The 11,671-nt window shown below is 48.8% G+C and carries 12 protein-coding genes; all 12 read right to left on the bottom strand.

Going from position 1 to position 11,671, the window contains the following annotated elements:
• Positions 1–244: 244 nt before the first annotated feature.
• The gene (locus QNH28_RS09710) at positions 245–388 is read right to left on the bottom strand and encodes a hypothetical protein (protein WP_283911180.1); all 144 of its coding nucleotides are present in this window, start codon (positions 386–388) and stop codon (positions 245–247) included.
• A gap of 403 nt (positions 389–791) precedes the next feature.
• Positions 792–2,579 (bottom strand): IlvD/Edd family dehydratase, encoded by a 1,788-nt coding sequence (locus tag QNH28_RS09705; protein WP_283911179.1) that lies wholly within the window; start codon positions 2,577–2,579, stop codon positions 792–794.
• Positions 2,580–2,628: 49 nt separating this feature from the next.
• Positions 2,629–3,468, bottom strand: a complete 840-nt coding sequence (locus tag QNH28_RS09700; protein ID WP_283911178.1) for an amidohydrolase family protein — start codon at positions 3,466–3,468, stop codon at positions 2,629–2,631.
• Between the two features lie 12 nt (positions 3,469–3,480).
• Positions 3,481–4,380, bottom strand: coding sequence for a fumarylacetoacetate hydrolase family protein (locus QNH28_RS09695; RefSeq protein ID WP_283911177.1), 900 nt, complete (start codon positions 4,378–4,380; stop codon positions 3,481–3,483).
• Positions 4,381–4,400: 20 nt separating this feature from the next.
• A complete protein-coding gene (locus QNH28_RS09690) occupies positions 4,401–5,171 on the bottom strand; it encodes an SDR family NAD(P)-dependent oxidoreductase (protein WP_283911176.1) in 771 nt (256 codons plus the stop codon).
• Positions 5,172–5,188: 17 nt separating this feature from the next.
• The gene (locus QNH28_RS09685) at positions 5,189–6,082 is read right to left on the bottom strand and encodes an SMP-30/gluconolactonase/LRE family protein (protein ID WP_283911175.1); all 894 of its coding nucleotides are present in this window, start codon (positions 6,080–6,082) and stop codon (positions 5,189–5,191) included.
• Between the two features lie 21 nt (positions 6,083–6,103).
• Entirely contained in the window at positions 6,104–6,865 is a 762-nt protein-coding gene (locus tag QNH28_RS09680) for an SDR family NAD(P)-dependent oxidoreductase (protein WP_283911174.1), read from the bottom strand.
• A gap of 24 nt (positions 6,866–6,889) precedes the next feature.
• Positions 6,890–7,546 (bottom strand): RraA family protein, encoded by a 657-nt coding sequence (locus tag QNH28_RS09675; RefSeq protein WP_283911173.1) that lies wholly within the window; start codon positions 7,544–7,546, stop codon positions 6,890–6,892.
• A 42-nt stretch (positions 7,547–7,588) separates the two neighbouring features.
• Positions 7,589–8,593, bottom strand: coding sequence for a Gfo/Idh/MocA family protein (locus QNH28_RS09670; protein ID WP_283911172.1), 1,005 nt, complete (start codon positions 8,591–8,593; stop codon positions 7,589–7,591).
• Positions 8,593–9,591: a Gfo/Idh/MocA family protein gene (locus QNH28_RS09665; RefSeq protein ID WP_283911171.1), complete on the bottom strand. Its 999-nt coding sequence runs from the start codon at positions 9,589–9,591 to the stop codon at positions 8,593–8,595. Before QNH28_RS09665 ends, QNH28_RS09670 begins: the two co-directional genes overlap by 1 nt.
• Before the next feature lie 32 nt (positions 9,592–9,623).
• Positions 9,624–10,529, bottom strand: a complete 906-nt coding sequence (locus tag QNH28_RS09660; protein WP_283911170.1) for a Gfo/Idh/MocA family protein — start codon at positions 10,527–10,529, stop codon at positions 9,624–9,626.
• Between the two features lie 47 nt (positions 10,530–10,576).
• Entirely contained in the window at positions 10,577–11,644 is a 1,068-nt protein-coding gene (locus tag QNH28_RS09655) for a glycosyltransferase family 4 protein (RefSeq protein ID WP_283911169.1), read from the bottom strand.
• Positions 11,645–11,671 lie beyond the last annotated feature (27 nt).

Here is an 11,671-nt window from a genome sequence, read left to right as displayed (position 1 = left end):
AACCAAGCTCGCCGCAATCAGAAACTATCTCCCTGGTTGCAGAATGTGCAATAGAATCTCCCAATACATCGCTAAAAAATGAATCTATTGCACTTCATACATCAGATTCTGGCCACAAGCTCGTATAGTGATGATTATCTGAAATTCCATTGCAGAAAGTGCAATAGAATCAAAATCCAGCCTCTCTAAAGCGGGATCTATTGCAGAAAGTACAATCAACTTAAAGCAACGTAAAGCAAAACAATCAACCCAGCTCAGTCCAATCCAGCCTAATCAATCCATTCAATCCATCCAGTTTAGTCAGACAATCCAGGAAACTCATACTAACCTTTGTCGTAGTGTAACTTAGGCGCTCGCCACGCAAACCGACGTTAGGGCAGTTACTCATCCGATACCTTCAACTCTAATCGCCTCGAGAAAATATCCAACTTGTTTCATCGCCATCCTGCACAAGGGTCAGTGTTCCGCCAATAGCTGCTTCCGACGCCTCAGATACATTCGATACGTGCGAACGTACCATGCGTGCGATACTTGCGATTCGTGCAATTCGTGCAATTCGTGCAATTCGTGCAATTCGTGCGATATAAGTGTATTTCGTACACTTATATCAACTCCTGTTCCCATAGATAGCAATTTAGTTGTACTTTCTGCAATTAAAAATCCAAAATGAGCCTAAAAACAGCGATTTGATAAGATTTAACTGTATGAAGTGCAATTAAAATCTAAATTAGACGATTACGATAAACTGTAGTTGTATAAAGTGCAGCTATTTCATCTTCACAAGCATTAGATTAATTCAGTCTCGGTGACTCCATCTTGCGAACTGATTCCATCTCACCCAGCAACTCTTCCCTAAGCTCAGCAGGGAGTAAAAAATCAAAATCACAACCAAGGTTGGCCTGAAGTACCCGCTCATGAAACAGTAAGCCATAACCCCTGTCGTAGTGCGGCTTAGGCGCTTGCCATGAGACCCTCCGTCGCGCCAATTCCTCATCCGACACCTTCAGCTCCAAGCGCCTCACGGAAATATCCAACTCGATTTCGTCGCCATCCTGCACAAGAGCCAGCGTTCCGCCAATAGCCGCTTCCGGAGCCGCATGTACAATCAATGCGCCATAGGAAGTACCGCTGATCCGCGCGTCAGAGATGCGGACCATGTCGCGTATGCCCTGCTTCAGCAGCTTTTGCGGAATCGGGATTTGCCCAATTTCCGGCATCGCTGGAGCCCCCTTCGGTCCTGCGTTTTTTAGCACTAGCACACTGTTCTCATCCACGACCAGATCAGGATCATCGATTCGCTCATTTAGATCGGCCGGACTCTCGAACACTACTGCGCGTCCGATATGCTTTTTGAGATGAGCGGATACAGCGGTTTGCTTAATCAACGCCCCATCCGGCGCCAGATTCCCACGCAATACGGCAATCCCACCTTGGCTGTCCAGCGGCTCCTCCAAGGTACGAATCACATCTCTGTCCAGCGTTACTGCCTGAACCAGATTTTCTGCAACCGTTCTGCCCGTTACAGTCAAGCAATCCCCATGCAGCAGCGGCTCCAGCTCCTTCATCAGCGCGGGGACACCACCTGCCTCGAAATACTCCTCCATCTGATATTTGCCCGAAGGACGCAGGTTCAAAATGAACGGTGTCTGGCTACTAATCCGGTCAAACGTCTCTAAAGGCAGCTTCATCCCCAGCCGCTGGGAGATCGCTATGAGATGGATGATAGCGTTCGTCGATCCGCCGCTCGCCATCGTAACTGTGATCGCATTCTCGATCGCCGCCGCCGTCATAATGTCGCGGGGACGGATGCCCTGGCGAACCAGCTCTACGATCTGCTTGCCCGTTCGCTCGGACATATGTCTGCGTCTGCTGTCCGGCGCCGGGATTGCTGCACAGCCTGGTAACGCCATGCCGATCGCTTCGGCGATCGAGGCCATCGTGCTGGCTGTGCCCATCACCATACAGTGACCATCACTGCGGCAAATTGCATTCTCTGCAACAGCCAGCTCTTCGTCACTTATATTTCCGGCTTTATGCTCCAGCGTAAAGCCATAACAATCCGTGCACGCTCCAAGGCTACGGCCGCCCAATCGACCGTTTAGCATAGGGCCACCTGTCAGCACAATGGCTGGAATATTGGCGCTAGCGGCTGCCATCAGCTGAGCGGGTACCGTTTTGTCGCAACCCCCTAGCAGCACTACGCCATCAATGGGATGCCCTTTCATCATTTCTTCCGTATCCATCGCCATCAAATTACGCAGCAGCATCGTTGTAGGCTTCACATAAGGCTCACCAATCGAGATCGTCGGGAATTCCATCGGCACTCCCCCTGCCTGCCAAACACCACGCTTCACATAATCCACCAATTCATTAAAATGGGAATGGCATTTATTCAGCTCACTGAACGTGTTGCAAATACCGATCACTGGCTTGCGGAGATCTTCTTCGGTGTACCCCATAGACTTCGTGAAGGAACGATGGATAAATCCCCATAAATCTTTTTCCTGAAAATAGAACTCGCTCTTCAACTTATCACCGGATTCAGCCACACTCTCCTCGCTGTCCCTGCACTCCGCCATGACCCCATCTCCTTTTAACAACCTCGCTTATAAACCAAGCATAAATCCCTCATGTAAAACCAATAATCTCCGGTGTTAGACGATGTATTATGTCCTCGATAAATTTTTGTGGTATTTGTGGCAGCTTCGTTCCCTCCGCTAGATCATTGATATGGTAGAGAGCATCTAGCATCTTCTGTGTCCCAAAGAAAGGATAATCCGACCCGAACAGTATTTTATCTTGCACCCCGTATTCCATCGCAGATACCAGTGCATTGTAGAATTGCCAAGGCCTGCTTCCTAACGCTGAAATGTCCATATATAGGTTAGGATGCTTGCGCACCAGTGAAATACATTCATCAATCCAGGGATGGCCCATATGTGCCACAATCATCTTCAGCTTCGGAAATGCACGGGCAATCGGATCCAGCATCGCCGGCCTTGAAGCATCCAAATATCCCTCCGGTACAAAAGAGGTTCCCTGATGCCAAAGAATAGGTACATCCAGCTGTTCTGCTTTGGCGTAGAGAGCATAATGCTTGGGATCATCAGGGTAAAAATTCTGATAGATAGGTGCAAGCTTCAGCCCTTTTAATCCCATCTCCCGGATCGCAGTCTCAAATTCAGCAACACAATCCAGATGATTGGGATCTACACTAGCAAAACCGAATAACCGATTTGGATCCGTGCGACAGTAATCTGCGACATACGCATTGGGCACAACAAGTCCCGTTGCATGCGCTGCCAAGGCCAGTACAATCGCACCAGAGAAGCCTTCCAGATTACGGCGGTGCTGCTCAGGGGTTGCTTCGATATTCATATCTGGCCCCCAAGCTCGTTTGATCGCCTCATCCGTAGGTCCTGAAACCATTCCTGGTCCAAACAAATGGGTATGACAATCGAAGATCATCCCAAGTCCCTCCTATTCGCTAACCATCTTATTTGTAATGGCACCAAGCTTCTCAATCTGCACCGTGACCACATCACCAGCTTGCAAATAGACCTGATCCTCTGGAGGGTAACCCATCACGACGCCTTCTGGTGTTCCAGTCAAGATAATATCCCCCGGCGAAAGCGTCATACACTGGGACACATAGCTGACAATCTGCTTGCAATTAAAAATCATGTCCGAAGTGTTGGAGTTCTGACGTAATTCCCCATTCACCGTGCACTGAATATCGAGTTGATTTGGATCGCCCACTTCATCCGCAGTGACTAGGTACGGCCCAAGGGGTGAAAATTTATCGCAAGACTTTCCCGCAAGCCATTGACTCGTCCGCATCTGTAAATCACGCGCCGACAGATCATTAGCCGTACAATAGCCGAAGACATAATCCAGTGCCTCTTCCTCAGCCACATATTTCGCGGTTCGACCGATGACGATGCCAAGCTCTGCCTCGTAGTCCACCTTCTGGCTGGTCCGCGGAAGCGGAGCCTCTGAGCCATGTCCGGTTAGTGTATTGTTAAACTTATTGAACAGGATGGGATATTCGGGAATAGCCATCCCAGTCTCTTCCGCATGCCGGCGATAATTCAGGCCAATGCAGATGATTTTGCCAGGATCAGCAACACAGGGACCGAAGGTCAAATCTTCTTCCTGCTTGAGCCAGGATGGATTCACTTCTCCTTCAGGCAGCTCATTCACAAACATCCTCAGTTGGTTAAGCGCTTCCTCCCCACCGTCAAGCAATTGCCTAACCGTTACTGGAACCTCCGTCCGAGTGGATAATGCAGTCTTTGCCGCCTCAATATCCACCACCCCAAGGTCGGTTAGAATGCCCATATGATCATCCTCTTTTTGCAAAAAGGTAATTAGCTTCATCTATAAAACTCTCCTTCACTTTATGCATTTTTGCCGAAGACAAGGCCACCATCCACATATAGCGGCGAACCCATCACAAACTCGGACTCATCGGAAGCGAGAAATAATGCGGCTCGTGCCACATCCTCAGGTTTGCCAAGCTCACCACTAAGCTGTCTACGCTTAATGGCCGCAACCGAAGCCTCTGGATCCAGAGAAGTCTTCAAATAACCTTCTACAAACGGAGTCATAATCGTACCTGGCAGCAGCGCATTTACACGAATGCCGTAAGGTGCATAATCGACCTGCATAGCTTTAGTTAAAGATAGAACCGCGCCCTTAGAAGCACTGTAGGAAGCTCGCTCTGCGACTCCGATTTCGGCGATGCCAGAGGACATATTAATGATAGAACCCGTCTTGCTCTTCATCATATAAGGAAGAACTGCCTTGCAGGTTAAGAACACGCCTGTTACATTGACCTGCATGACCCTCTCCCACACTTCCTCGTCGACCACATGTACTGCACCTACGCCGCTGATCCCAGCATTATTAAAAAGCACATCGATTCGACCAAAAGCATGGATTACCTGATCAGCCATTGCAGTAGTACTGCTAGCATTGCTAACATCACAGGGGATGAATAGCGCTTTCCCACCCGACGCTTCTATTTCAGCAACAGCTGCGTTTCCTGATTCCTCTTGGACATCTGCAATGATTACCGTCGCTCCTTCTGAAGCGAATAGTGCGGCCGTGCTTTTTCCAATCCCCGAGCCTGCTCCGGTTATAATGACGATCTTATCTTTGAGTCGCATCGCTTCGCCTCCTCCTCCTACTCCTTACCCTGAAAGTTTCCGGGCAGCAAGCCGCTCACTCCGGGCTTAACCATAAACAAACCACCTGCAAAAGGATAATCGCGCAACTCCTTCTCGTGCATCCCTATCCTTGCTGTTGTAATGTAGAGTTCCGTTAGATCGTCACCTCCAAAAGTACATGAGGTCACCAGTGGTGCTGGAACTCGAATGAGTCCAAGCTGCTCACCCGTATCTGGGTTCCATCGTGACACACAGCCACCACCCCAATGGGCAACCCAAAGCATGCCTTCACTATCTATTGTCATTCCATCTGGATAGCCAGTCGTTGTAGGAATTCGGAACGCTAATCTTCGGTTACTTATCCTTCCAGACTCTTCTTCGTAATCAATGACATCCACTTGCCTAGTCGGCGTATCAATGTAATACATCTTGCTCCGCGAGTAGTCCCAAGCCATTCCGTTCGAGCAGCCGATGCCAGATAACACTTGGCGAGTGAAGCCATCAGGCTCCACGACGTAGAAGCCTCCGGAATCCGGCGCATCATTGTTCAAGCTTATCGTTCCCACCCACAGTCGGCCTTGTCGATCGCATTTGGCATCATTTAATCGGTTTAGTGGTAGCTCTGCTTCTATCGAAGTCAATAAGACAGGAGAATTCTCAGCTTGAGAGAGATAGACTCCATCCTCCATGGCCAATGCAAGTCCTCCCGCAGTGGTTGGAATCACTGCGCTGATCATCCGGTCGAAGGAGCGGACTACTTCATTACCCGTGATCCGGTTGTATATTCTAAGCTTCCTTCTCGTAACATCCACCCAATACAACTGTTTGGATTCGGCATCCCAATGCGGTCCTTCACCAAGCTCAGCCTGAGCATCAATCATCAATTCTGCCTGAAGTTCTGTACTTTCCAAAAAATTCACTCCTTCTTCTATTTACAGTTCACTACCATTAGCCAAATGTCCACCATCCACACGAATGGTTTCTCCCGTTACATAGGAGGCTTCATCAGAAGCCAGAAAAAGAAATACATTGGCAGCTTCCCTTATGGTTGCCGCCCGCTTCATCGGTGTATGCTCCGAATACGCTGGGAGCTTCGAAGCTTCACGCAGCTTGCGGTCAAGCGGCGTATCCACGAATCCCGGTGCTACTGCTTTTACCCGGATCCCATAAGCCGCCAACTCCACTGCCATAGATTCGGTTAGTAATATAACAGCAGCCTTAGAAGCATTGTAATGCGCGAGCTCGGAGCTTGCCGTCAGACCATTTTTGGAGCTCATATTGAGAATGACGCCTCCGCCACCCTGAGAAATCATTTGTCTTGCTGCAAGCTGACCGATTAAATAAACGGCCCTTACGTTAATATCAAACACTGCATTCCAGTGCTCCGCCGAGATATCGAGAAAGTGTTCACGAAAGGCGATTCCAGCATTGTTCACTACAATATCTATCCCGCCAAACCTTTCAAAGGCTCGGGCAACAGATTGCTCCAGCTGTGCCACATCGCGAAGATCACACACCTCCACTGAAACCTTTTCACCATAATCCTTCACGGTTTCCAGTGCAGTAAGAAGCTCCTCTTCACTTCGGTCCAGCAAAACCACCTGAGCACCTTCTTCCAGAAATCGAAGGGCGATTCCCAATCCAATTCCTCTTGCTGCACCTGTGATCAGCGCTCTTTTGCCAGACAGCCTCATGTTTATCACTCCCACGGTTCTTGATCAGAGCACCCCGTATTTATCATAGACCTGTCGCAAGGTGTATCCTTCGAGCAGTTCATCCCGTGTATGATTCTCGCGAGTCACCTTATCCATAGCTAATTGGAACACTTCATCGATGATGGCGCCCGGAATCACAACGATACCATCACGATCACCAAAGATTACATCTCCGGGATGGACCAATACGCCACCGCACAGCACAGGAATGTCATAGTCGATAACAATCCCCCGCCCTTGAGAATCAACGGGTTTGGTCCCGGTAGCAAAGACAGGAAAACCAAGCTCTAGAATTTTGGCAGTATCGCGGATTAATCCATCTACTATCGCTCCGCGGCCACCTCTCATTTTCGAGGCCGTAGACAGTAATTCTCCCCAAAGTCCGTTCTGCCGCGACTCATTCGTACACCCGATAACAATCTCGCCGGGTTTAACGCTGTCCACAGCCTCAATCTCTTTCGTGTAAGGATCTTCCGGCAAATGATGAATATCCACAGACAGAATGGTCTTTGCTCTTCCGGCGACGATCCAGGTAGGATCTATCGGGTTGATATTTTCCCGCATCACCTGATTACGATAGCCCAGTTGATCCAGCGTATCAGAGATTACCGCAGAGTAGAGTCTTTCACACATGCTGTCGAACAATTCCTGATCCTTCATAGGCGGTTCCATCCTCCTCAAAGTTTTGTGCTTACAGCATCCTCATTTATTTAAGCGCACCGGTTGGCCTGCATGAGCAGATTGATAAGCGGTAAGTGCAACCTCTGTGGATCGGAGTCCATCTATTCCCGAAATTGGTACCTCCACCCCTTCTAGAAGCGCCTGTACAAAAGCCTTCAGCATCAGTTCATTCATGTCATCTCCCCAGAAGGACCAGTTCCCTTTGCCAGATGCTCTTCCGAATACATTGTTTTTTTGGTTAAAAGCATCAATGGAGATGACACCTTTAGTTCCAATGATTTCTAGGGTCACATCCCCCCATGTGGGGAAGCCGGGATTGCGTGACCAGCTAGGATCCAGCACTCCGAACACACCATTCTCAAAAGTTACATGCACCATTCCTGCATCATCGATTGTCCGCTTGCGTTCTGGATCAAATAAGGTATCCGCATAGGCATACACCTGTTCTACAGAAGAACCAGAGAACCAGTTCATCAGGTCCATCACATGCACAGTGTGATCTAGAACAGCACCGCCCCCCGATAAGGCTTCATCAGAGAACCATTTTGGTCCCGGAAAAGAACCTCTGTTAGTGCCTTTAAAAGCAATAATTTCACCGATATCACCGCGTTCTAGCGCTTCCTTAGCCCGCACAACCGGAGTCAGGAAGCGGCAAGGAAAGGCTGTCATAAGCTGCACTCCCTCTTCAGAGCAGACTGAAATCATGCGTTGCATTTCTTCCACTGACAGACCTAGCGGCTTCTCGCACAGTACATGCTTGCCTGCTCGAGCCGAAGCGATGGTTAACTCAGCATGATAGACATTTTCTGAGCAAATAATTATGGCATCTATATCCCCATCAGCCAGAAGTTCCTTGTAGTCAGAATAATAGGGAATCGAATGGCGTTCTGCGAGCGCCTGTGTGCGCTCCGGCACCTCATCAGCAATTCCAATGACCGTCACTTCAGACATGTGCAGTAAACTTGCCAAATAGTCAAAAGCATGCGCATGCGCGAAACTGATCATGCCAATATTCAAACGGCTCATTAAATATCCCCCTTCACTTCAAGCTTCACTGGTTGATGGGTCATTGCCGATTGCTGAGCGGCTTCAGCCCAGCGTACAGCTTCCAGCGCATCCTGTGCAGTGACTATCGGCTCTTCCCCACTTGTTAGACAGCTTAGAAAATGCTCCAGTTCTAAATAATACGGATCCTTCAGCATCACACTCGAAGGCGTCTCCACAAATCCCGATGTTGAGCCCGTCGTAATCGACTTCCGAATATGCAGACTTTCGCCATCGCCGGTTCCACCTGAGATGATCCCTTCCGCATCCGCATATTCAAAGGAGGAATGGAACGACCCGGGATACCCCCAAAATGCTTCAAGCTGAGCAATGGTTCCATTCTTGAACCGGAAAGTGGCTGAGGCATAATTTATATCTTCCGACTGATGCTGGAATGCATACACTTCACGGGCTTCTCCAAAGGTCCCACGAATGTAATCAATATCATGAATCATTAAATCCATAATGACACCACCGCTAAGGAGTGGATCTCGAAACCATTCTTGCACGATTCCGGGATGTGAACCCGCCCGCTTAGCATGGTATATTCCGCCTTGATCACTGCCAAGCTGCGTTATTCCCGCCGCAAGCTGTCTGTAAGAAGGAAAGAAACGAACGACATGGCCCACAAACAAACGTACACCGCGCTCGTTGCAGTAACGAATTGCTTCTTCCGCTTCCTGCGAAGTGAGTGCGAGCGGCTTCTCACAGATCACATGCGCACCATGGTCAGCCGCAATCCGTACCAGTTCTACATGCAAATAGGTCGGCACAGCAATACTGACCACCTCTGGCTTTACCTGCTCTAGCATTTCTTGTACAGATGTAAAATAGCTAACGCCCACTAAATTTCCTAGCACCTCAGCGGCTTTTTCAACGATGTCACATACGGCGACAAGCTCAGCTTCGGGCATGGACTTGTAGCGATCCGCATGAACAGTCCCCATGCCACCGCATCCGATCACTGCTGTCCTAATCAATACACTACACTCCTTTCAGATTGCGCTTTCCTTTACAGACGAACATCAGCACCGCTTACCCGACTTTCGTTGGCCGCTTCGATGAAGCGAATCAACTCTAATGTTAGGGAAGATCGTACCGGTGGAGAGTCCCCTCGCGCCATAGCTATAAATTTCTTCAGTAATTGCTGATGTCCTGCGTTGTAATTTGCTCCGAGCGCGTTAATTCCGTTACTCCCCCGTTCACGGTGCAGTACGATATAGAAATCAGAGCCGCCTGTACGGTTTCCGCGGATCGTCCCGATTCGCCCGTCCTTCCACTGGCCGACTACCCATTCTTGCGTATCGTTACTAACGGCACGTACCGAATGGCAGCCTTCTCCAAGGGCGGCGTATAACATCTCAGCAGCGTGTATGCCGTACCAGAACAACCCCGGTTGTGTCGGCTGTAGATCGAGTGGTCCAGCGCAATCCGCACCCAGAATAGCACCTGCGCTATCATCCTTCAAAAGTGCCACTAACGGTTCCCCAAATCGAACCATAGAGCTGGAGAAAAATGGCGTTCCATACCTCTCCGCCAATTCCACAATCACCTTCGCATCTTCAGAAGAAACCGCTAACGGCTTGTCAATGAATACCGGCTTTCCGTAAGGAGCCAGCACCGCAAATTGTTCCTTGTGCACTCTCCCATCTACAGAAGTCAATAGAATCGCATGGGATCTCTCCGCAACTTCTGCTATAGAATCGAGCAATTCAACCCCATAGCGCTCCTGCAATTCACTGCTAATCGGTCTCACACGTGAATAGCTTAGCTCGAAATCAGGAGACCCCCCCGGATAACCGCAGTGTAGCCTGCCACCCGGAATATATAGCGGATGAGATTCATCATTTAGCAGCGCCGCGAAGATCCTGCTATGCGAAGTGTCCAATCCTACCATACCGATCTGCAGCTCTTCCATTTCAACAACACCTCTTATTCGGTTGACAACCCCATGGAGTGATCCACTTATTTAGGAAATAAGCGTTCTTCTCTGAAACGCTCAAGTAGTTCCATGTATTCTTTTCCCACTTGTTCGATGCTGTAAGCAGTTCTAGCTTTCTGTTCTCCCAATGACTTCAAGCCTTCCCTCAGACTATTCTGCTCCAGCAGTGCGCTCAATCTGTCCACACACTCCTCTTCATTGCCTGATTCGTATAGGGAAACACTTATCAGACCATCCAATAGTTCCGGCAACGCCCCTACACTCGGAACCACTACCGGACACCTGCAGGCCATCGCTTCCAGTACAGTCATCCCAAAAGATTCATTGGTTGTGGTACTAATATATAACCCACCATTCTGCGCAACCGATGAATAATAGCGGTACATCTCATCGTATTCCACTTTGGGAATCCACTTGAAATGCATAATCCCCTGCTGTTCCACCTTTACCATCAGCTGTTTCTTGATCTCATCGGGAGCAGTATATCCCCCAATAAGCATAAATTGCAGCTCTGGCATCTTGGCATTCAGCTTTCCAGCAATGTTCAAATAGGACGACCAGTTCTTGTGATCATCCAGTTTACCCACCCACAAAATAGTGGCAGGCTCCTGCTCAATCCCCGCTTCATATCGGAATAAATTGGTATCCAGGCAATTATTAATATGATAAGCACCCGCTATGCCAATGCTCTCTAAATAATCCTTCATGTAAGCAGATGGAGTGATCACATAGTGAAAAGGCAGACTATCTTTCGTTGCGGCCAATTTCTGCAAGGGTTCAGAATAGGTGGTATGTACCTCATGAATAATAACCTTTCCCTCTTGTACAGGCCCAAGCGCTTCATACAGCTCGTAGGTATCAATAGTAATAATGACATCGAAATCAAAGGCTTCAATATAGCTCTTAATTTCTTCAACCGTCCCCAGAATTCGGACATGCTCATAGCCTTCAAAAGCGCTCGCCCCGCCGTAATCCTCTAGAAAGGCAAAATGCACTTCCGAGTGGTGGCGCAAAAATTTAAGTCTATTTGCAAGCTGAGTGGTTACCCCACCTAGAATACAGAATTTATAAAAATATAAGATTTTCATCATCCCTCACCCTTCGCCAAGGATAGTGCA

This window comes from Paenibacillus sp. G2S3 (assembly GCF_030123105.1).
Lineage (GTDB): Bacteria > Bacillota > Bacilli > Paenibacillales > Paenibacillaceae > Paenibacillus_AQ.
Note: the sequence above shows the minus strand (reverse complement) of the source record. Positions and strands in the feature narration are given on the sequence as shown.

What these genes read in the sequence shown, in the direction of transcription:
- QNH28_RS09655 (WP_283911169.1), bottom strand. Translation starts at nt 11,644, where the DNA reads ATGATGAAAATCTTATATTTTTATAAATTCTGTATTCTAGGTGGGGTA.
- QNH28_RS09695 (WP_283911177.1), bottom strand. Translation starts at nt 4,380, where the DNA reads ATGAAGCTAATTACCTTTTTGCAAAAAGAGGATGATCATATGGGCATT.
- QNH28_RS09660 (WP_283911170.1), bottom strand. Translation starts at nt 10,529, where the DNA reads ATGGAAGAGCTGCAGATCGGTATGGTAGGATTGGACACTTCGCATAGC.
- QNH28_RS09675 (WP_283911173.1), bottom strand. Translation starts at nt 7,546, where the DNA reads ATGAAGGATCAGGAATTGTTCGACAGCATGTGTGAAAGACTCTACTCT.
- QNH28_RS09710 (WP_283911180.1), bottom strand. Translation starts at nt 388, where the DNA reads ATGAGTAACTGCCCTAACGTCGGTTTGCGTGGCGAGCGCCTAAGTTAC.
- QNH28_RS09700 (WP_283911178.1), bottom strand. Translation starts at nt 3,468, where the DNA reads ATGATCTTCGATTGTCATACCCATTTGTTTGGACCAGGAATGGTTTCA.
- QNH28_RS09680 (WP_283911174.1), bottom strand. Translation starts at nt 6,865, where the DNA reads ATGAGGCTGTCTGGCAAAAGAGCGCTGATCACAGGTGCAGCAAGAGGA.
- QNH28_RS09690 (WP_283911176.1), bottom strand. Translation starts at nt 5,171, where the DNA reads ATGCGACTCAAAGATAAGATCGTCATTATAACCGGAGCAGGCTCGGGG.
- QNH28_RS09670 (WP_283911172.1), bottom strand. Translation starts at nt 8,593, where the DNA reads ATGAGCCGTTTGAATATTGGCATGATCAGTTTCGCGCATGCGCATGCT.
- QNH28_RS09705 (WP_283911179.1), bottom strand. Translation starts at nt 2,579, where the DNA reads ATGGCGGAGTGCAGGGACAGCGAGGAGAGTGTGGCTGAATCCGGTGAT.